At 60.4% G+C, this 21,376-nt stretch carries 19 protein-coding genes and 1 riboswitch; of the genes, 4 read left to right on the forward strand and 15 right to left on the reverse strand.

The genetic code is table 11. From position 1 onward, the window contains the following. Nucleotide 1: 1 nt before the first annotated feature. Entirely contained in the window at nucleotides 2–457 is a 456-nt protein-coding gene (locus K7H22_RS07430) for an Lrp/AsnC family transcriptional regulator (RefSeq protein WP_230800100.1), read from the reverse strand. Between the two features lie 143 nt (nucleotides 458–600). Between K7H22_RS07430 and ilvC the strand changes: the two genes are divergently transcribed. Next, entirely contained in the window at nucleotides 601–1,623 is a 1,023-nt protein-coding gene (gene ilvC / locus K7H22_RS07435; protein WP_230800101.1) for a ketol-acid reductoisomerase, read from the forward strand. A 120-nt stretch (nucleotides 1,624–1,743) separates the two neighbouring features. Further along, a complete protein-coding gene (locus tag K7H22_RS07440; RefSeq protein WP_230800102.1) occupies nucleotides 1,744–2,646 on the forward strand; it encodes a DMT family transporter in 903 nt (300 codons plus the stop codon). Between the two features lie 7 nt (nucleotides 2,647–2,653). Here the strand turns inward: K7H22_RS07440 and K7H22_RS07445 are convergent, their stop codons facing one another. The 9 genes from K7H22_RS07445 to K7H22_RS07485 form a co-directional block, all read right to left on the reverse strand. Next, a complete protein-coding gene (locus K7H22_RS07445) occupies nucleotides 2,654–3,148 on the reverse strand; it encodes a hypothetical protein (RefSeq protein ID WP_230800103.1) in 495 nt (164 codons plus the stop codon). 82 nt (nucleotides 3,149–3,230) lie between these two features. Next, a complete protein-coding gene (glmM, locus tag K7H22_RS07450) occupies nucleotides 3,231–4,583 on the reverse strand; it encodes a phosphoglucosamine mutase (RefSeq protein WP_230800104.1) in 1,353 nt (450 codons plus the stop codon). Further along, nucleotides 4,573–5,595: a dihydropteroate synthase gene (folP, locus tag K7H22_RS07455; protein WP_230800271.1), complete on the reverse strand. Its 1,023-nt coding sequence runs from the start codon at nucleotides 5,593–5,595 to the stop codon at nucleotides 4,573–4,575. The genes glmM and folP overlap by 11 nt, the downstream gene beginning before the upstream one ends. Before the next feature lie 44 nt (nucleotides 5,596–5,639). Then, complete coding sequence (locus K7H22_RS07460; protein WP_230800105.1) at nucleotides 5,640–6,557, reverse strand: dihydroneopterin aldolase; 918 nt, start codon at nucleotides 6,555–6,557, stop codon at nucleotides 5,640–5,642. A gap of 112 nt (nucleotides 6,558–6,669) precedes the next feature. Continuing rightward, nucleotides 6,670–7,293, reverse strand: coding sequence for a cell wall hydrolase (locus K7H22_RS07465; RefSeq protein ID WP_230800106.1), 624 nt, complete (start codon nucleotides 7,291–7,293; stop codon nucleotides 6,670–6,672). 209 nt (nucleotides 7,294–7,502) lie between these two features. Beyond that, nucleotides 7,503–10,043, reverse strand: a complete 2,541-nt coding sequence (gene ppdK, locus K7H22_RS07470; protein ID WP_230800107.1) for a pyruvate, phosphate dikinase — start codon at nucleotides 10,041–10,043, stop codon at nucleotides 7,503–7,505. Nucleotides 10,044–10,141: 98 nt separating this feature from the next. Beyond that, on the reverse strand, nucleotides 10,142–12,277 hold the full coding sequence (gene glyS, locus K7H22_RS07475) for a glycine--tRNA ligase subunit beta (protein WP_230800108.1): 2,136 nt from the start codon (nucleotides 12,275–12,277) through the stop codon (nucleotides 10,142–10,144). 22 nt (nucleotides 12,278–12,299) lie between these two features. Then, the gene (locus K7H22_RS07480; RefSeq protein WP_230800272.1) at nucleotides 12,300–12,821 is read right to left on the reverse strand and encodes a DUF6446 family protein; all 522 of its coding nucleotides are present in this window, start codon (nucleotides 12,819–12,821) and stop codon (nucleotides 12,300–12,302) included. Next, entirely contained in the window at nucleotides 12,821–13,750 is a 930-nt protein-coding gene (locus K7H22_RS07485; protein WP_230800109.1) for a glycine--tRNA ligase subunit alpha, read from the reverse strand. Before K7H22_RS07485 ends, K7H22_RS07480 begins: the two co-directional genes overlap by 1 nt. A gap of 217 nt (nucleotides 13,751–13,967) precedes the next feature. On the opposite strand from K7H22_RS07485, the gene K7H22_RS07490 reads away from it, so the two are divergent. Next, complete coding sequence (locus K7H22_RS07490; RefSeq protein WP_230800110.1) at nucleotides 13,968–15,731, forward strand: serine protease; 1,764 nt, start codon at nucleotides 13,968–13,970, stop codon at nucleotides 15,729–15,731. 59 nt (nucleotides 15,732–15,790) lie between these two features. On the opposite strand, the gene K7H22_RS07495 is transcribed toward K7H22_RS07490, so the two are convergent. The 4 genes from K7H22_RS07495 to folE2 form a co-directional block, all read right to left on the reverse strand. Continuing rightward, entirely contained in the window at nucleotides 15,791–17,239 is a 1,449-nt protein-coding gene (locus tag K7H22_RS07495) for a TrkH family potassium uptake protein (RefSeq protein WP_230800111.1), read from the reverse strand. Between the two features lie 78 nt (nucleotides 17,240–17,317). Continuing rightward, nucleotides 17,318–17,557 carry a DUF1127 domain-containing protein gene (locus tag K7H22_RS07500; RefSeq protein ID WP_230800112.1) on the reverse strand — a complete coding sequence of 80 codons (240 nt, stop codon included), beginning with the start codon at nucleotides 17,555–17,557 and terminating at the stop codon, nucleotides 17,318–17,320. Between the two features lie 219 nt (nucleotides 17,558–17,776). Further along, entirely contained in the window at nucleotides 17,777–17,995 is a 219-nt protein-coding gene (locus tag K7H22_RS07505) for a hypothetical protein (protein WP_230800113.1), read from the reverse strand. Between the two features lie 209 nt (nucleotides 17,996–18,204). After that, complete coding sequence (gene folE2, locus K7H22_RS07510) at nucleotides 18,205–19,305, reverse strand: GTP cyclohydrolase FolE2 (protein ID WP_230800114.1); 1,101 nt, start codon at nucleotides 19,303–19,305, stop codon at nucleotides 18,205–18,207. Between the two features lie 167 nt (nucleotides 19,306–19,472). Here folE2 and K7H22_RS07515 point away from each other — a divergent pair, with 167 nt between their 5' ends. Next, entirely contained in the window at nucleotides 19,473–20,027 is a 555-nt protein-coding gene (locus K7H22_RS07515) for an NYN domain-containing protein (RefSeq protein WP_230800115.1), read from the forward strand. Between the two features lie 25 nt (nucleotides 20,028–20,052). On the opposite strand, the gene metZ is transcribed toward K7H22_RS07515, so the two are convergent. Continuing rightward, nucleotides 20,053–21,234 (reverse strand): O-succinylhomoserine sulfhydrylase, encoded by a 1,182-nt coding sequence (gene metZ / locus K7H22_RS07520; protein ID WP_230800116.1) that lies wholly within the window; start codon nucleotides 21,232–21,234, stop codon nucleotides 20,053–20,055. Nucleotides 21,235–21,296: 62 nt separating this feature from the next. Then, nucleotides 21,297–21,374: riboswitch (SAM riboswitch) on the reverse strand. Nucleotides 21,375–21,376: the final 2 nt, after the last annotated feature.

Below are 21,376 nucleotides of genomic sequence, written 5' to 3' on the forward strand. Positions count from 1 at the left end.
GTCATACCGGCAGCACCTCGTCCGATTTGATCCGCGCGACATGCATCAGCGCCTCGATATCGGCGATATGGGGCAGGGTCAGGATGCGGCTGCGATAAAGCTGCTGGTAATGCCCCATGTCGCGCGCAATGACCGATAGCCGCAGATCGACGCGGCCCAGAAAGGTCTGGATTTCCAGAACCTCGGGGATATCACGGGCTGCAATCAGGAAATCGTCAAAGGCGCGGGTCACGGTTTTGTCCAGCGTGATCCGCAAACTGACCTCGACCGCGTAGCCAAGCGCCTGCCAGTCGATCACGGCTTGCTGTCCCTTGAGGATACCGCGCGCGGTCAGTCGCTCAAGCCGCCGCCAGCACGTGGCCTGCGTCACCCCAGCCCGTTCAGCCAGTTCCGCTGTGCCAAGCGCGGGATCGGTCTGAAAATGGCGCAGGATGCGGCGGTCCGTGTCGTCAAGCATGATTTATACGCTCTTTTGATTTTAGCGAATGATTTTTCCCATTTAGACTTCATACGCATAAAATTTGAAAACACAATGAGCGCTAAATCGCTATGGTTACGGTCAGAGCAAGGCTCAAGACATCAACCTGAAAGGATCACCCCATGCGCGTTTATTATGACCGCGATTGCGATATCAACCTGATCAAGGACAAGAAAGTAGCTATCCTCGGCTATGGTTCGCAGGGCCACGCCCATGCGCTGAACCTGCGCGATTCCGGCGCCAAAAACCTTGTCGTCGCCCTGCGCGAAGGCTCGGCCTCGGCCAAGAAAGCCGAAGGCGAGGGTCTGAAGGTTATGGGTATCGCAGAAGCGGCCGCCTGGGCCGACCTGATCATGTTCACGATGCCCGATGAATTGCAGGCCGAAACCTACAAGAAATACGTGCATGACAATATCCGTGAAGGTGCCGCGATTGCCTTTGCCCACGGGTTGAACATCCATTTCGGCCTGATCGACCCAAAGCCTGGCGTCGACGTGATCATGATGGCCCCTAAAGGCCCCGGCCATACCGTGCGCGGCGAATATACCAAAGGCGGCGGCGTGCCCTGCCTTGTGGCTGTGCATAATGACGCATCCGGCAAGGCGCTGGAAATCGGTCTGTCCTATTGCTCGGCCATCGGTGGCGGGCGTTCGGGGATCATCGAGACCAACTTCCGCGAGGAATGCGAGACCGACCTCTTCGGCGAACAGGCCGTGCTTTGCGGTGGTCTGGTCGAACTGATCCGCATGGGTTTCGAGACACTGGTAGAAGCCGGTTACGCGCCCGAAATGGCCTATTTCGAGTGTCTGCACGAGGTCAAGCTGATCGTCGATCTGATCTATGAAGGCGGTATCGCCAACATGAACTACTCGATCTCGAACACTGCGGAATACGGCGAATATGTCAGCGGCCCGCGTATCCTGCCTTACGACGAGACCAAAGCCCGCATGAAAGCCGTGCTGCGCGACATCCAGACCGGTAAATTCGTGCGCGATTTCATGCAGGAAAATGCCGTGGGTCAGCCCTTCTTCAAGGGAACACGCCGTCTGAACGACGAGCACCAGATCGAACAGGTCGGCGAGCAGCTTCGCGGCATGATGCCATGGATCTCGGCTGGCAAGATGGTCGACAAAGCCAAGAACTGATCTTCGCGCAGCGAGTCATGATAGCGGTGCAAACCGTTGAAATCTGGGGCGCTCCTGATGGGGTGCCCCTTTTTCATGCACAAGGTGGACATTGCTGCGGGCACATGGTTATTGCCCCCCATGGCACAAAATCCTACTGCTGCGAACTGGGCCTCGATCGGGCTGTTGGGCCTTGTCTGGGGCGGTACTTTCATGGTTGTCTCGCTTGCGCTGCGGGATTACGGCCCCCTGACCGTGGCCTGTGCACGCACCACTTTGGGAGCAGCGGCGCTCACCTTGCTGATGCGCGTGATGGGGCGACGGTTCCCGACAGGCGATTTACAGCTCTGGTCCTATCTGGCCGCGATTGGTCTGCTATCGACAGCGATGCCGTTCTTCCTGCTCAGCTGGGGCCAGCAATATGTGCCATCGGCTTTTGCAGGCATTTCGATGGCGGCTCTGCCCTTGTTCGTGCTGCCATTGGCGCATGTCTTCGCCGATGAGCCGCTGACCCTGCGCCGCAGCATCGGCGTCATCGTGGGGTTTGTTGGCGCGGCAGTTCTGATCGGGCCGGGCGTAGTGTCGGCAACCGGTGATCGCGCGGGTCTTGGCCAACTGGCTTGCGTGGGTGCTGCGCTATCCTATGCCGTGGCAGCGATCCTGACGCGGCGCTGTCCGCCGATTGATCCGATCGTGCTATCGACCGTCACCTTGGTGGTCGGATCGGTCGTGCTGTTGCCCGCCATGCTGCTGATGGAAGGCGTGCCTGTCTGGGCAAGCCAGACCACTGGTTTCGCGATCCTGTTTCTGGGTCTTTTTCCGACCGCACTGGCTGCGCTGCTGCGGGTCCATGTGATCCGCAGCGCAGGTCCCGTCTTCATGACATTGGTCAACTATCAGGTGCCGCTCTGGTCGATGGCGTTCGGGGCGCTGATCCTGTCCGAAGCCTTGCCCATGCGCTTTTTCATAGCCCTTGCGCTGATCATGACGGGGCTGGCTGTCAGCCAGTGGGGCAGCCTGATGCGGCTTTTCGGGCGCGGCTGATCACAGGCTAGTAGCGGCCTAGCCGGACAGTCACCTTTTCGATAACCTTGCCATCTGCACCCACGGCCTTCACATCCGCGCGGTAGTCATTGCCGCGCCCACCAGAACAGGGCGGCAGATAGCCGGAGGATGCATATTGCCCCGTGCTGCGCGCCTTCGAGATCACCCTGATCCCTGCAGGCAGTTTGTCGGTCATGCCAGGCACGGCCGGCAGATCGGCTGTATTGCCTTTGACCGGATAACCGATGACGCCGTGCCCGCCCTTGCTGGACAAAGGGGCATAGCTTTTGTCGTTATATTCGACAGCAAGCATCACCGTTCCGGCTGGAATCGCGGATACCCGCATCGGCGGGGTCGCGCCCTGCCCGCCATGCAAAGTGCATTGCTGACCCTTGGGCACACGCTTTCCGTCCCAAGGCGCGCCCAAGGCGACCTGCATCTCGGCAAACGCCACGCTGGCGGAAAGGGCAAGGGCACAAAACGAACCTAAAACCAGTTTCATCAAAACCTCCACTCTGCAAAACAGATCATGAACCATTGCGAGTTAAAAGCATACTGCATGGGCAGACAAGTTTTTTGTGCTCTCAGCCCTGCGTCACCGCTGTCACCTCATCGACAACAGCGGCGACGACGCGCGACAGCAGCGCCTCGTCCTCGCATTCGGCCATGACCCGCACCAAGGGTTCCGTGCCGGATTTGCGGATCAGCAGACGCCCCTTGCCAATCAGTGCCTGTTCGGCAGCGGCAATCGCATTTTGCACTGAGGGGGCTTCCAAAGGGGTTTGGCCATCAGCATAGCGGACATTCTGCAAAAGCTGCGGCACTTTTTCGAAGTTTCGTGTCAGGCTTGAGGCGGGTTGCCCTGTCCTTACCATCTCAGCCAGAAACTGGAGACCGGCCATCAGGCCGTCACCGGTCGTGGCATAATCGGTCATCACGATATGGCCCGATTGCTCGCCTCCCAGATTATAGCCGCCTGCCCGCATCCGTTCCACTACGTAGCGATCGCCGACATTAGTCCGTTCGAGGCGCAGCCCGCGCGCGTTCATGAACCGCTCCAGCCCCAGATTGGACATGACGGTGGCCACCAATGCGCCACCTTTCAAACGCCCTTCCTCGGCCCAGCGGGCGGCCAGAAGCGCCATGATCTGGTCGCCATCGGCCACCTGCCCGTTCTCGTCAATCAGGATGACACGGTCGGCATCACCATCAAGGCAGATCCCCAGATCGGCCCCATGCGCCACCACGGTTTCCGCTGCCAGTCGCGGCTTGGTCGAACCGCAATCGAGGTTGATGTTGCGCCCGTCAGGGTTCACCCCCACCGGAATGACATCCGCGCCCAACTCCCAAAGCACTTCGGGCGCGGCGCGGTAGGCAGCCCCGTTGGCGCAGTCGATCACGACCTTGATCCCGTCCAACCGCATTCCGAAAGGAAAGGTCGACTTGACCCGTTCAACATAGCGGAAACGCCCGTCGTCGATCCGCTTGGCGCGTCCGATATTCTGCGCCTGTGCGGGTGCCACGCCTTCTTCGATCAGGCGTTCGATCTCGGCCTCGGCCTCGTCCGACAGCTTGAACCCGTCGGGGCCGAAAAACTTGATGCCGTTATCCGAGGCCGGGTTATGGCTGGCCGAGATCATCACCCCCAGATCGGCGCGCATCGACGGTGTCAGCAAACCCACGGCAGGTGTGGGCACAGGCCCCAGCAGCAGGACATTCATACCTGTGGATGTCAGGCCCGCAGTCAACGCGTTTTCGAACATATAGCCCGAAAGGCGCGTATCCTTGCCGATCACAACGCGATGGACCGTGGTGCCCGCCTCGCGGCGAAAATAGCGGCCAACAGCAGCCCCAATCCGCAACGCCATCTCGGCGGTCATCGGATGAGTATTGGCCGTGCCACGCACCCCGTCGGTGCCAAACAGCTTACGGGTCATAGGCTTGTCCTTTCACAGAGGCTTGCCAAAGGGTCAGGGCGGATCTGGTCGCAAAGACATCATGGACCCGCAGGATCTGTACACCCTGCGCGACGGCGGCCAACGCAACGGCGACCGAGCCGTGCACTCGGTCCGCAATCTGCGGCGCCTGTCCCAGAGTAGCGATGAATTTCTTACGTGATGCGCCAAGCAACACAGCGCAGCCCAACCCATGAAACAGGCTGATGCGGGCAAGCAGCGCCAGATTATGGGCCTGTGTCTTGCCAAAGCCGATGCCCGGATCAACGATGATGCGGTTCCGCGGAATGCCCGCATCCGCAAGCGCATCCACGCGCGCTTCGAGGTAGTCGTAGATATCCAGCAAGACATCATCGTACTGCGGATTTTGTTGCATGGTCTGGGGGTCGCCCTGTGCATGCATGACACAGACAGGCAGCGCCTGATCCGCGCAAAACCGCGCCAAGCTCTCGTCGAAGGTGAAACCCGATACATCATTGACCAGACTGGCCCCTGCCGCGACAGCGGCTTGGGCCACGGCGGTTTTGCGCGTGTCGATGGACAGGGGTAGTTTGATCCCTGCCGCCCGCAGCGCCGCAATGACTGGCGCCGTGCGGTCGATTTCCTGACCGGCGGGTACGGCCAGCGCCCCGGGGCGCGTCGACTCTCCGCCGATATCAATCAGATCGGCCCCGTCTGCCAGCATCCGGCGGGCATGAGCCAGCGCTGCCGCGGGCGCATCATGCTGTCCGCCATCGGTAAAGCTGTCAGGCGTCACGTTCAGGATGCCCATAATCTGCACGCGCCCCATATCCAGACCGGCAATCGCCGCGCGGGGTGCAGTCAAATGTTCAACAATCCTGTCCGGAAGGTCACTGGCGGGCACGACGACGGGCGGCTTGTCCCGCGTCAACCGCTCGACACGGTCGAACCACAATGGTCCGCCAGCCAATGGCAGCGCATCTGCGGGCTGTTCCGGTCCAGTCAGGACAAGGGGGCGGAAATAGGTCTTCATGCTTGGCATGTGATGGGCGATTGAACGCCCGTTGGCAAGCACCGTTAAAGAACGGGCTGGTCCGCTGCCATGGCCCGAACTGGCAGGTCTGCAACATCCGGCAGGCTTTCGCCGATCACAAGGACATCCGCCGCCTGCATATGGCGTGCGAACCACAAGACCAGTTCAAGCGCGTCGCGCGGTTGCGCCGAAGGCCCGTCGACCGCGTCCAGCACGATCTTGGACGGGGCCCAGACGCTGATCTGGCCCTGCCGCATGGACCAGTCCAGTTCGGTGCGCGAGTTGACCACGACACAGCGCGGATCGCGCGCGGCCAGAACCCACGCGTTCTGTTCGATCGCCAGAAGGTCGATCCGGCGTTGCGCCAAGGGATGGGCAGCTTGCGGTGCAGGCACTTGGGCTGCACCAACACAAAGAATTGTCGGGCGATGCCCCGCTTCCAACTGATCAATCCAGCCCTTGAGATGGCCCGATGCGATGGCGGCATTAGAAAGATAGATCACCTCGGGATGCGGGCGGTCGTCGTCACCGCGCGGAATATCCGCCGATTTCCTTGCGCGCACTATCTCGACACCCAAGGCACCGGGGCCGCGGTCCAGTTTCTCGATCCGGACAAACACGCGCAGGGCCTGCGGCTCCATCAAAATGCGGTCGGCGACCCGCTGCGCCAGCGTTTCAAGCAGGTTCAGCCGCTCTGCGGCCAGTTCATGGGCAATCGCCTCGGTCACCTTGTCATAGGACAGGATGCGATCCACGTCGTCATCCAGTTGACCTTGTGGCGCAACTTCGACGACGACATTGAAACAGATGCGCTGCATCGTGCCGCGTTCAGCCTGAAATGCCCCGATTTCAACAGTAACGACATGATCACGCAGCGAGATGCGGTCCAGCACCTCGGGGCCGGCTGTGGCCTCGGCGCGCTCGGACGGATGGGCAAAAGCCCATGTGATTTCGCTGCTCATGATAGGTCCCCTCTGCGATGAGGGCGCACAGTAGCGCCGATCGCCCCGCCCGCAAGACCACCCGCGGCACCATATCGCTTGAAACCGTCGCCCTGAAGGACGCGTTGCCTGTTCAGTTCAGCGCCGTTTCCATCGGGTGGCGGTAGAAATGATGCACGCCGATCGTGGCCGTCCGCGGAAATTTCCGCGCCCAGTTGGGGTTGACCGCCTTGGTATGGTAATGCGTCGCACCTTCTGTCAGCGCGCGTGGCGCGCCGCTGACCATAACGCTGGCGACCTTGACCGAGACATCATAGGCTTGTTTCTCGCGGATCACATCGGGGATGCCATCGCAGGTATAGGTGAACTGACACTGGTATTTGCGCCCCGTTCCCTGATGGATCACACCGCAGACCGTATCTGGGTAAAGCGCGCTGTCGACACGGTTCAGGATCACCTCCGCCACAGCGAACTGACCGCGAATGGATTCTCCGCGCGCCTCGAAATACAGTGCCTCGGACAGGCAGCGCATATCGTCTTGTGTCAGCTTGGGACGCGGCAGGCTGTCCAGCCATGACTGGCTATAGCTGATCTGCCCCTGGGCAGGCTTGGTCTTTTGCAGAAAACTATCCAGATGCGACGAGGACAGGCTGTTCAGACCGCGGCGTTCCTGTTTCAGGACTTCATGGATCGGTGTTTCACTCATCACAGGAAAAGCCACGGATGTGGCCAGCACAATGGCAGCAAAAAGGCGCATTTTCGTCATCTCCTTGTCAAGATGACCGGTAAGCAGAAATCCGTTTCATCTCGCAAAATCAGATGGGGGCTTAGCTAAAAATGACCCTGGCGTCCACCCGAGCACTATTCGCACCCGAAACAGGCGGGAACTCGCTCAAATGGGCCTTTCGGAAATTTGCTGTTTTTCCAGGCAGTTTGCGGAAATCTAGAGGTAAGAGTGCGGTCTTTCTACCCTATCTTGTCCCTGACCGCCAATTGCGCGGCGGCCAGTCTGGCGACAGGCACACGGAAGGGAGAACAGGATACATAGTCGAATCCGGCATCCCTGCAGAAGGCGATTGATTCGGGGTTACCCCCGTGTTCGCCGCAGATCGACAGCACCAGATTCGGATGGGTCTGCCGCCCTCTTGTTGCCGCAATCTGCAACAACTCGCCGACCCCGTCCTGATCCAGCGTGTGGAACGGGTCTTCGGGAAAGACGCCTTGCTGCACATAGGTCGACATGAAACGCCCCGCGTCGTCGCGCGACAGACCATAGGTCATCTGCGTCAGGTCGTTGGTACCAAAACTCAAAAATGCGGTATGCGGGGCGATTTCGGCCGCACGCAGGGCGGCGCGCGGGGTCTCGACCATGACGCCTAAACGGTAGGTGAAATTCACCCCCGATTCATTGCGGACCGCTGCGGCCACCGCATCGACGCGGGTTTTGACCAGTTCCACCTCGCGCTTGGCCGAGACCAGCGGGATCATGATTTCAGGCACCACCGGATCACCGTCACGACTGGCCAGTATCGTCGCCTCGAAAATGGCGCGGGCTTGCATGTCATAGATTTCGGGCACGGTGATGCCCAGACGCACACCGCGCATCCCAAGCATCGGGTTGTATTCGGCCAAAGCCTCGCAGCGGCGGGTTACATCTGACAAAGGCAGGTCCAGCGCTTCGGCCAGTTCGCGGTGGCCAGCGCGGTCATGCGGCAGGAATTCGTGCAACGGCGGGTCGAACAGGCGGATACAGACTGGCTGGCCCTGCATGATGCGGAACAGTTCCGCAAAGTCTGCGCGCTGCATGGGTAACAGACGGTCCAATGCAGCGCGGCGGTCATGGCTCGCATCGGCAAAGATCATCTCGCGCATCACAGTCAGGCGATCCGCCTCGAAAAACATATGCTCGGTCCGGCACAGGCCGATCCCTTGCGCTTTGAAATTGCGCGCAGTTTGCGCGTCGGCAGGCGTGTCGGCATTGGCGCGCACGCCGATATCGCGCACCGCATCGGCCCATTCCATCAAGGTCTGGAAGGCATCGTCCTGCGTGGCCTCAAGCATCGCGGGCTCGCCTGCCAGAACCTCGCCATTGGTGCCGTCGATGGTCAGGATATCACCGGCGCGGAATTCACGGCCATCCGGTGCTGTCAGGGCATTTTTACGCAGATTGAACTTGATATCCGAGGCCCCCACCACGCAAGGCAGGCCCAAACCGCGCCCGATCACGGCAGCATGGCTGGTCATTCCGCCGCGTTCGGTCAGCACAGCCACGGCGGCATGCATGCCGCGAATATCCTCGGGACTGGTTTCGCGGCGTACCAGAATACATGCCTCGCCGCGCGCGGCACTGGCCTGCGCCTCGGCTGCGGTAAACACCAGACGACCACTGGCCGCCCCCGGACTGGCGGCAATGCCACGCGCCAGACGGTCGCGCGGCGCTTGGGGGTCAATCTGGCGGTGCAGCAATTCGTTCAGCGAGCGTGGCTCGATCCTGAGCAATGCCTCCTCGCGCGGGATGATCCCTTCTTCGGCCAGCGCCACAGCGATCCGCACGGCGGCGCGGGCGTTGCGGGCGACGCGCACACCGTCAAGAATATGCACCTTTCCGTTTTCGATGGTGAATTCGGCCTGCATTTCCTCGCGCAGACGCAATCGCATCAGGGCGGTATGGGCCTTCAACTCGGCAAAGGCGTCGGGGGCCAGTTCCTCAAGCGAGGGGCCGCGGCTGTCACGTTCCAGATAAAGCGCACCTGTGCCGCGTTGCAGCGCGTCGCGTCCCTGACTTTGCGACAGGTAGCGCCCTGTCAGCACCTTATGCCCCGTTTGCGAGTTCACCAGTTGGATCACACCCGACCCGCATTCGCCCTTGCCAAGCCCCAGCGCCATGGCTTGCACCACAAGGCCCAACCCTGCATCGGCGGGAGCGCCCTTGGCCTGCCTGAGCAGGCGCGCGGTTGTGCCCGACCACGCCCGCGCCATCGAGCGCAGCACCTCGGCCAGTTGAACGGCGGGGTCTTGGGGGAACTCTTCTTCGGTCTCGGCCTCATAGGCGCGCAGCACCTCGTCCAGACCTTCGGGACCATCCAGCGTCACATCGTCGAACATATCGGGGTCAAGCCGCGCCACATGCACCGCATAGGACTGCACGAAGCGCAGATACAGTGCCGCCGCCGCATCATCGCCCATGCCCGCGCGCAATTCGGCATAGACCTTGTCGTTCATCCCGATATTCAGCACCGCCCCCGGCCCGCCCCAATCAGGGTCTTCCGAGGAGGGACGCACGCAAAGCAAAGGCCGCTCGCCAAACGGGGCCAGCAGATCGGCCATATCCGGCATCTCGCCCGCTGCGATCCGTTCAACCGCACCAAAGCTGAGGGCAACAGTCAGCGGCACCGGCAGATCAAGCCGCGCGAGCCTTTGCAGGCATTTGGCGCGCCCGCCATGCGTGGTCGCACGAATCGGCGCAGTTGGCGTCACAAGGGTGAAATCGGGATCGTTATGCTGCACTGCGGCGCCTTTCGTATTCAGACGCAGAATACGCCCCGTGCGCCCCAACGCAAGCAAAGCGTTGGGGCAAACCAGGGCCGAAGCGTCGCAGGTGGTGCTTAGCCGTCCAGACGTGTCAGATCGGCCACCGACAGACAGATGGTGCGGATACGGTGCAACAGGTTCAGACGGTTGCGGCGGATGATCTCGTTGTCCGTGTTCACCTGCACCGCGTTGAAAAACGCATCAATCGGCGCGCGCAGGGCGGCCATGGCTGACATCGCAGCGGCAAAATCCTCGGATGTCATGGCGGGGATAATCGCCGCCTCGGCGGTGTCGAGAGCCTCGAACAGCGCGCGTTCAGCATCGGATTCCGCGAATTTCACATCCGCGCCGAAGGAATATTCGACACCGTCTTTTTCCTCGGCCTGAGACAGGATATTGTTGGCGCGCTTGAACCCTTGCAGCAGGTTTTCCCCGTCATCGGTTTTCAGGAACGCTGCGAGAGCCTCGGCGCGCTTGACCAACAGAGTCAGATCGTCACTGCCGGGCGTCGCGCCGGAAGGCGCGCCACTTGACTCGGAGAGGCAGGCGTCGATGACGTCGTGGCGGATGCCTTGGTCCTTGAGGTAGACTTTCAGGCGGTCGTGGATGAAGGACAGCAAGCTATCTTGGTCATGGCCTGCAGTTTCAGAAACTAGTTCGCCAGATTTATGTTCATCGGGAATACGCATTTCGGCGGAAATTCTAAGCTCTTTCAAATGCATCCGCACCCCATTCCCCAGAACCAACCGGATCACACCCAAAGCCGCCCGCCGCAGGGCGTAGGGGTCTTTGCTTCCCGTCGGCTTCTCGTCAATCGCCCAGAACCCTGTCAGCGTGTCGATCTTGTCGGCCAGTGCCACAGCCACCGATACAGGATCATTCGGCACAGAATCCGTCGGCCCCAAAGGTTTGTAATGCATCTCGCAAGCCTCGGCCACCGACGCATCCAGCCCGGCTGCCGCAGCATAATACCGCCCCATAAGCCCTTGAAGTTCGGGGAATTCGCCGACCATTTCGGATTGCAGATCGGCTTTGGCAACCCGGGCCGCCTCGGCGACCAGATCGGGTTTCGCGCCGACCAGCGGTGCGATCTCGCGGGCCAGTGCCTCGATCCGCGCGACGCGGTCGGCCTGCGAGCCCAGTTTGTTGTGGAAGGTCACGGAAGACAGCCCCGCGCCCATCCCCTCAAGCCCCACGGATTTGACGGTCCGCAGGTCGTTTTCCCAGAAGAAGCGCGCATCCGATAGACGCGCCGACAGCACTTTCTGGTTGCCCGCAAGGATCGTGGCCCCGTCATCGCGGGTCTCGATATTGGCGACTGTCACGAAGCGTTCAATCCGGCCCGTCTTGGGGTTGCGGACGCTGAAAAACTTCTGGTGCTCCTTCATCGAGGTTTGCAGCACTTCCGCAGGCAGGCCCAAAAACGCCTCGTCGATCTTGCCCATCAGCACAACCGGCCATTCGACCAGCCCTGCAACCTCGGCCAGCAGGCCCTGATCCTCGACCACTTCAAGGCCGTTTGCAAAGGCCTGATTTGTCGCCTCGGCCCAGATCGCCCCCGCGCGTTCCGCCGGATCAAGGATCACGCGGTTCTGTTTCAGCTTGGCGCTGTAATCCTCGAACGAAGATACAGAAAACCGCCCCTTGCCCATGAAACGGTGGCCTTCGGAGGTGTTTCCAGCGGTGATGCCATCCACGGACAGCGGCACGATCTCGGCCCCGGCCTCGTCGGTCAGAATGCACAGGATGGATTGCAGCGGGCGCACCCAGCGCAAGGAACCCGCCCCCCAGCGCATGGATTTGGGCCAGGGGAAATTGCGGATCGTGTGATCCAGCACTTCGGCCACGATATCAGCCGCCGGACGGCCCGGTTTTTCGACCACGGCAAAGAACACGCGCGCCTTGCCCGCATCGCGTTCCATCAGTTGGTCACGGGTCAGGCCAGCGCCGCGCAGGAAGCCTTCGATTGCCTGTTCGGGCGCATCGACTCGGGGGCCTTTGCGTTCCTCGCGCAGGGTGGGTGATTTGGCCAGCAAGCCCTCGACGGCCAGAACCAGACGGCGCGGCGTGGAAAAAGCGGCAGCGCCCGCATAGGTCAGCCCTGCCTCGACCAGCCCGTTTGTCACCAGTTTCTTCAGGTCCTCGGCCGCGCGGGTCTGCATACGCGCGGGAATTTCCTCGGAGAAAAGTTCAATCAGAAGATCGGGCATGGATCAGTTTCCTTGCGGGTATTCAATTAGCCGGAGGCGGCGGGCAGTCATCGGGCGCGGGCTGGCCGTCAAAGACCACCTCGCCGCAGCGGTTGATCTGGTGCCAGACAAATCCTCGACCGTCGGGCAGCACGGCAATGATCCGGTCAATGCCGTAGCGGATATCGGGCGTGCCCATAAGAGCCAGTGCGCGCCCGTCCTCAAGCGCTGCGCCGATCTCGCGGGCATCGAAACAGTCGAACCATTTGGGCGCCAGCAAGGGCACGGCGCCGGTATAGGGCTGATAGGTCTGGGCTAGTTCCGCAGCGGTCAGATCTGTTGTGAAACAGGCGCGATAGCGGATCGGGCTGCTATCGGAATCAATCGCCTGAAAATCGCTATGCGGCAGAGGCACAGACTGGCCCGAGGCCGCAATGACCACCTGCACATCAGCAGGACCAGAGGCCGCGATCTCGTCGTAATAGCCGTAAACCTGCAGGTAATACATGGCGCCGCCACCGATCACTGCCGCAGCAAGGATCAGGAACGCCAGAAACTTGCCCATCATGCGGCCCAGCCTCCTGCGTCGGTCTGCACGAATGCATCCGCGCATTGCTTGGCCAGCGCGCGCACGCGTCCGATATAGGCCTGCCGCTCGGTCACGGAAATGACGCCGCGCGCGTCCAGCAGGTTGAACAGGTGGCTGGCCTTGATACACTGGTCATAGGCCGGATGCGCCATGATGATGCGCTTGCCGGTCTTGGGGTCTTCGGCAGGCTGTGCCAGCAATTGCGCGCATTCGCGTTCGGCGTCCTCGAAATGGCGCAACAGCATCTCGGTCGTGGCGGCGTCGAAATTGTGGCGGCTGTATTCCTGCTCGGTCTGGCGGAACACATCACCATAGGTCAGCGGGATCGGCGCGTCAGGATCGTTATAGGGCATGTCCATCACATGCGCCGCACCAAGAACATACATCGCCAGACGTTCCAGCCCGTATGTCAGCTCGCCCGAAACCGGATGGCAGTCATGCCCGCCAACCTGCTGGAAATAGGTGAATTGCGAAACCTCCATCCCGTCGCACCAGACTTCCCAGCCCAGCCCCCAAGCACCGAGCGTGGGGGATTCCCAGTCATCCTCGACAAAGCGGATGTCGTGCATCTCCATGTCGATGCCGATGGCCTGCAACGAGCCCAGATAGAGCGCCTGCAAATCCGGCGGGCTTGGTTTGATCAGCACCTGATACTGGTAGTAATGCTGCAAACGATTGGGGTTTTCGCCATAGCGGCCATCGGTCGGGCGGCGCGAAGGTTGCACATAGGCTGCGGCCCATGGCTTGGTGCCAAGGCTACGCAGCGTCGTTGCCGGATGGAAGGTGCCTGCGCCCACTTCCATGTCATAGGGCTGCATTACGGCGCAGCCCTGCCGCGCCCAATAGCCTTGCAGCCGCAGGATGATCTCCTGAAAACTGCGCGGTGTGCTGCCTGTCTCTACCATGCTTATCCGTCCCAACCTTATCGGGCTATGTCCGTGCGTCCCGCCATGACAGTTTTGCCTGCCCGACCGGTCGCGCGCTCTACCTAAGGCCCGCATTGCATCGGGTCAATTCCGTGATGACGCATTATTGGGGTGCATGCAGGGCTGGATTTGCTAAAACACCATCAGAGCAGTCGCTCAAGGGCAAAACACACATAAACAGGGTCATATTCCCATCATGTTCAGATTCATTATAGCGATTATCGGGGTTGCTTTCTGCCTCACCCGGCCCCTCATGGCACAGCAGGAGGTCGTCTGGATCCAGATCGAGGCGCATTCCACGCTGGCAGAAGCTCAGGAGCGCGCCCGCGCCTATGCGGCCGAACTGCCCGATGTGAACGGATTTGCGCTCAATAGCGGGTGGTATGCAATTGCGCTTGGGCCCTATGTGCGGTCCGATGCGGATCAAGTGTTGCGGGTCTACCGCGCCGAAAGAACCATCCCGAATGACAGCTATATTGCCTTCACCAGCAGCTTCCGGCAGCAGTTCTGGCCCATTGGCGCCAATCTGCTAAACCTGCCCCAGCCCGCGCAACCCACAGCGCCGGAGCCTGAACAACCCCTTGCGCTGGCACCTGTTCCACTGACGGACGAGGACGGGATTCCACAGCCGCCCCTGCCCGATGAAAGCCCCAACGAAGCCCGCACCAGCGAGGCGCTGCTGACGCGGGACGCACGCGAGAACCTGCAAGTGGCGCTGAAATGGGCCGGTTTCTATGACGGGGCCATCGACGGGGCATTCGGGCGCGGAACACGGTCGTCGATGGCCGCGTGGCAGAGTGCCAACAACTTCGACACGACCGGCATTCTGACGACACTCCAGCGCGAGACGCTGCTCAAGCAGTATAATGCGGTTCTGGAAGGACTGGATCTGCAAATGGTGCGCGACGACACCGCGGGCATCGAGATTTTGCTGCCGCTGGGTGTTGTCAGCTTTGACCGCATCGAGCCACCTTTCGTGCATTACGAGACTAGCAACGATATCGACGCCCGTGTGCTTCTGATCAGTCAAGAAGGCGATCAGGCCACGATGTTCGGTCTTTACGATATCATGCAGACTTTGCAGATCGTGCCCACCGAAGGCCCGCGCGAGCGGCGCGAGGATGGTTTTACCCTGATCGGGCAAGGCGGGGATTTTGTCTCGCATACCGAAGTCAGCCTGCTGAACGGGCGGATCAAGGGTTTTACACTGGTCTGGCCTGCCGGTGACGAGGACCGTCGCCTGCGCCTGCTGGGCGAGATGCAGAAAAGCTTTGCCCGCACGGACGGTGTGCTGGATTTCGCGGCAGGCATGCCGGGTGAGCAACGGATCGACCTTGTCTCTGGGCTCGAGATCCGCAAGCCGCGCATGACGCGGTCGGGATTCTTTGTCGATACACAAGGAACGGTCGTGACAACGGCAGATGCGGTTGCGGCCTGCACACGGATCACGCTGGACAATGACGCAGAAGCGCAGGTGCTGGAAAGCGATCCGGCGCAGGGCATTGCGGTGTTGCGGCCTGACCAGCCATTGGTTCCGATGGCGGCTGCGGCTTTCCAGACCGCGACCCCGCGCCTGCAATCGGAGATTTCGGTCGCGGGTTTCTCCTATGGTGGCATTCTCAGCGCGCCGACGCTGACCTATGGCCGGCTAGCCGATCTGCGCGGGCTGAACGGCGAAGAAAATCTGAAGCGGCTGGAGCTTGACGTGCTGCCCGGAGATATCGGCGGACCGGTTTTCGATGCCAGCGGCGCGGTTCTTGGCATGCTGACAGCACCACAGGACAACGGGCGGCAACTGCCGCAGGATGTCAGCTTCAGCGTCGATGCCGCTGCCATCCGTGCCATGCTGGACCGTCTGGGCCTTACCCCGACAGAAGCAACGGAAACCGCCATGATCCATCCCGTCGACCTGACCCGTCGCGCCGGTGCAATGACGGTTCTTGTCAGTTGCTGGGAATAGCGGGACACTTTATCTCGTGTTTTCAAAGGGGCGGCCTGCTTGGTTGCCCCTTTTTTCTGTCAGGCGCGCCAGAAGCCCACGGTGAACACCGCGAAGACCACCAATAGTTCCAGACGTCCAACGAACATTGCCGCAGCCAATATCCACTTTGCTGCATCGTTCAGCGACGCAAAATTGCCAGCAGGACCGATCTGATCACCCAATCCGGGACCGATATTGGCGATGGCTGTCGCCGCCCCCGACACGGATGTGATGAAGTCCAGCCCTGTCAGCGACAGGGCAACGGCGACCAGCCCCAAGGTCAGCACGAAGAAGCCGAAAAAGGCGATGACCGAGTCCATCACATCCTCGGTGATCGGCGCGCCCTCAAAACGCGGGATGAATACACCATGCGGCATCTGCGTTTTGCGGATCTGCGCCCTGATCGAGGAAAACAGGATCTGGTAGCGGAATATCTTGACCGAACAGGCTGTCGATCCGGCGCAACCACCGATGAGGCCAATGAAAAAGAACATACTGATCAGCAAGTTGCCCCAACCCATGTAGTCAACGCTGGCATAGCCGGTGCCAGTCATGATCGACGAGATATTAAAAAGCGCCTCGCGGAAGGCTTGTTCCGGATGGTTGGGAAAGATGTTGGTCAGGATCAACGCGGTGCCGACACTGAGCCCCATTATAATACCGATAAACCAACGCACTTGCGTATCGCGCCATAAAGGTTGGGCCGATCCATTGATCAACTGCACAAATCTGACAAAAGGCAAAGCCGCGAGGATCATATAGACAGAGGCCGCATATTCCATCGAGCCGGCAAATGCACCAAAAGACGCATCACGGGTCGAAAAGCCGCCTGTCGAGATCGTGGTCAAGGCATGAACCGTGGCATCAAAGGCTGACATGCCCATGACCAGATAGGTGAACATGCACGCAATCGTCAGACCGACATAGATGATCGAGATTTGCGAAGCGATGGCGCTGGCACGGGGCAGGATTTTACCCATCGTCTCGAAGGCTTCCGATTTGAAGATCTGCATGCCGCCGACGCGCAATTCGGGCAAAAATACCATCGCCACGACGATGATGCCGATCCCGCCCAGCCATTGCAGGATACCGCGCCACAGCAGCAACCCTTTCGGTAATGTATCCAACCCGACAAAGACCGTTGATCCAGTCGTGGTCATGCCAGACATCGCCTCGAAAAAGGCATCGACAAAGCGCGCCTCGGTCGCGCCAAGCATGAAGGGAAAGGCGCCGAAAAGCGGCAGGACAAGCCAGACACCGCTTGTCAGAATGAACGTCTGTTGTAGCGACAGCCCCTCGCGCGCGCCATTGCGGCAGGCAAGGGCCACAAGACTGCCGGTCAGGAATGTCAGGATCGCGCTTTCGGCAAAAACAGGCCAGTGTCCCAGACCCTCGGCCAGATCCACCACAAGCGGCGGGATCATGGTCAGGCCCAAGGCCGCGACCAACAGGCCGATCACGTATCCGACGGGTCGCATATCCAACATGGAGCGAAGGCTTGGCCGTCAGACGCGACGCTGTCAAGCGCCGCGCTTATCTGTTCATGATTATCCGCGGCCCAAGCCTTAGATGTAGAAGGTGTCGCGGAACACGTAGCGCGGGATATCATCGCGGGTGATGCCAATGTCGGCCAGTTCGCTGTCTGTCTTCGCATTCAGCGCCTCGATCTCGTCCATGCGCGACTTGCGGTGCATATAGGCATTCATGCCCTGCCCCAATCCGGCAAAGAAAGCGTCCAGCCGTGCCATAAGCCGGGTGCGCGTATCGCCACGGGATGTGCTGATATTGGTGGTTTGGGTAGCCATTGGAAACCTCACTTGGTTGTTTCAGTTGTCTCCCTGATGCCAAGATAGGTCAGCAGATGTGACATTACTATAGACAATGCTGCAATGCGGCATTGCAGTCAGAGCAAGGCAAGTCGCGCAGGTTTCGCGTTCCGCCGCGCAAAAAGGCAAAAGGCTGCCCGATTGGACAGCCTCTGCATCATGGACGTGCATGCCTTGTCTGGTGACCGCGAAAGGCGATCAGCTCCAGTAAAGGTCGCGAAACACGTATTGCACGATCTGGTCGCGGCGCACGCCGAGCTTGGCCAGTTCCGCGTCACTCATCGCCTCCAGCGTCTGGATTTGACCGGTACGCGCGCGTTTGGCGACATAGGCGTCGAATGCACGGGCAAACCATGCGGTGAAGTTCGCCCAGCTATTGCCCTGTGCGAAAATGATATTCGTTGTATTGCTGCTCATCTGTCATGTCCTGGTCAGTACACCCGGTTTCGGGCTCCTGCATCAGATAGGGGCTGGGGTGATGTGCCACCACAGACAAATCTGCAACTCCGCCTTGCGCCTTCTGCAACGCAGCGAAATGCTGCATTGCAGAAATGAAAAGGCCGTCCGGTCGGTCCCGGACGGCTTATTTCAGGCATTGCGTCAGGTCGCGTCGCGGCAGCCTGTCTTTACCCGACGTGGAAAAGGGTGTTGAACAGCTTGGGATCAACGCTTTCGCTGGCGAAGGTTGCGCCTTCCGTCAGAATGCTGACTGCGTCATGGCTGTGAAGGCTTTCCTGATGGCTGGCGACCACACGGAAATCGCCCACCCGTTCGTCCTGCTGCAACTGCGCGCAGAACAGGCGCGCAGCGTCCTCAACGAAAATCGGGTTGGCGGCATTCAACTCGGCAAAGGCTTGTTCATCCTCGCGCTTGACCATCACCTGTGTTTCAGTCGGGACGGCGCGGCGCGCCATGTCGATCACATCCTCGAACCACAGGCATGCGCCCTCCATCACCTCGGCCGAGATACGCGCGACCGAGCGTTGCGAATGCGGCGTGGCCAATTGCCCGCGCGTTTGGCGGGCATGTTCGCTAAGTTCCAGCGAACAGGGGCAGGTCGAGGAATAGACATAGTCCAGATGGATGATCTTCTTGCGAACACCCGCCTTTTCGATCAGTTCCAGAGCGATGTCGTAATACTGGTAGCCTTCCAGACCCGAACGCAGCGACATGATCTTGACCGGATAGGAGAAACGCATCTGGATGCGGGCATCGAAGCTGTCCAGATCAGTCATGTAGTCCTCAAGCGCGGCCTCGATCACCTCGAAGCTGAAGGTCTTTTCCGAATGCTTGTAAAACGAGCGCATGATGCGGGACATGTTGATGCCCTTCTTGTCCGCCTCAAGGCTGACAGTGCCGGTCACACTGGTTTCCAGCGTCAGATCGCCATTGTCGCGGGTATGAAAGCGGATCGGCAGGCGGAAATTGGAAATGCCCACATGCTGGATCTGCTGCTGTGCGCCACGGATCAGGCTGGACGGACCGTTCTGCAAATCAGGCAGACTATCCTTATAAGCGGAATCCACCTCGAAACTGTAAGGATAGGCGCGCGACAGCGCGGGATAGCTGGACGCCTCCGTATCCGGCAAAAGCCGTGCCAGCGAAGGGTCCAGATCCGCAATCTCGGCCTCGGATGCACGCGCGGCCCAATGGCGCAAACGCTCCAGCGCCTCGGCTGCGTCTTCGCGGGTGAAATGGCGGTCCAGATCAGGCGTGTGAATATTCATGCAGAGCCCCTTCGCAACATGGTGCCATCCTAAGATAGGATGGTCTGTGGCACATTACCACTTACGAAAGGATTTACGTCGGACGCGACAGATCGGATCATTCCAAACTTGTCCGCTGTGAAAATCATTGCAGTAGACAGAAGGCACGCCAAGGCTATGGTCCTGCCATGATTTTCGCGACTCGACTCGTTTTTGTATCGGCCTTGGGCACCGTTCTGGCGCTGGTCCTTCCACGGGCCTCCGACTGGCTGCTTCTGACGGTGCCATGCCTGATTGCGGGTGCGATCATCCTGTTTCGCGCATGGCGAGACCGGACCAAGGCCAAAGGTCTGTGGATCATCATCGACGGCTCTAACGTGATGCACTGGAACGGCGGCACACCCCAGTTTGCACCGCTGCGCGATGTGATCGCCGCCTTGCAGGAGCGCGATTTCGTTCCCGGCGTCGTGTTTGATGCCAATGCCGGCTACAAACTCGAAGACCGCTATCTGGACGATACAGAATTGGCGAAAAGGCTGGGGTTGCAGGTCAAACAGGTCATGGTCGTGCCCAAAGGCGAACAGGCAGATGGCACGATCCTGACCGCGGCGCGTGACCATGGCGTGCGGATCGTTACGAATGACAGGTTCCGCGACTGGGCCGACAGCTTTCCCGAGGTCGCACAGTCCTCGACCCTCGTCCGGGGCGGCTACCGCGACGGCCAGCTTTGGCTGGAGCTTTAGCCCCCCTTCCGCCTCGCCGCTCGGATCACGCCTGTTCCAGTGCCTGCAGGATATCGGCAACCAGATCGCGGCCATCCTCGATCCCGACACTCAGACGTACCAGTCCGGGCGCGATGCCCAGCGTCACCTTCTGTTCGGCAGGCAGGCGTTGATGCGTGGTTGTGGCCGGATGGGTCGCGATGGATTTCGCGTCACCCAGATTGTTCGAGATGATGACAATCTCAAGCGCGTTCAAAAACCGGAAAGCCGCCTCCTGTCCGCCTGCCAGATCAAAGGCGATGACGGTGCCGCCTGCCTCCATCTGCGCCAGCGTCAGGGCCTGTTGCGGATGGCTGGAATGGCCGGGATAAATCACGCGCGACAGTTTGGGATGACCGTGCAACGCCTCGGCAATGGCGAGGGCCGAGGCCGCTTGCGCCCGCACCCGCAAATCCATCGTCTCGAGTCCCTTGAGCATGATCCATGCCGTGAAGGGGCTCATCGAGCCGCCGGTATGTTTCATATAGGGTTCCACCACCCCGCGGATATAGTCCTTGCTGCCAAGGATCACCCCGCCCAGCGCACGGCCCTGCCCGTCTATATGCTTGGTCGCGGAATAGATCACGACATCCGCGCCCAGCTCGATGGCCCGCGAATAGACCGGTGTGGCAAAGACATTATCGACCACAACTGTTGCACCTACCGCATGGGCAATCTTAGAAACACCTGCAATATCAATGACTTCCATAGTCGGGTTCGAGATCGACTCGAAAAACGCCACTTTGGTACCGGGGCGCATCGCGGCGCGCCACTGGTCCAGGTCGGTGCCGTCCACAAGCGTCACCTCGACGCCGTAGCGGGTCAGGATCTCCTCGAGGATATAAAGACACGATCCGAAAAGCGCCCTTGCGGCCACCACATGATCCCCCGCCCGCAGCATCGCCGTCAGCGCCCCGCTGACCGCTGCCATGCCAGAGGCCGTGGCAAAAGCGTCCTCGGCCCCTTCCAGCGCCGCGATCCGGTCCTCGAACATCGCCACGGTCGGGTTACCGTAGCGGGCATAGATGAACTCGTCGGGTCCGGCCTTCAGAAACCGCGCCTCGGCCTGTTCCGCCGTGTCATAGACGAACCCCTGTGTCAGAAAAATCGCCTCGGACACTTCGTTATATTGCGACCGGCGGGTTCCGCCATGCACCAGCGTGGTGCGCTTGTTCCAGTCCTTACTCATTTTTCTCTCCGTGAGGCACGCGGCCCCGATAAAAAAACCCCCGTCGCGGTCAAGCGAAAGGGGGTTCCCTCATCCTGACCTCTTTAGCGGGATATTTAACGTGGCCCGCAATCCGGTAACAAATCGCCACGCGCGTCTGATA

Origin of the sequence: Seohaeicola saemankumensis (assembly GCF_021021435.1) — a bacterium.
GTDB lineage: Bacteria > Pseudomonadota > Alphaproteobacteria > Rhodobacterales > Rhodobacteraceae > Seohaeicola.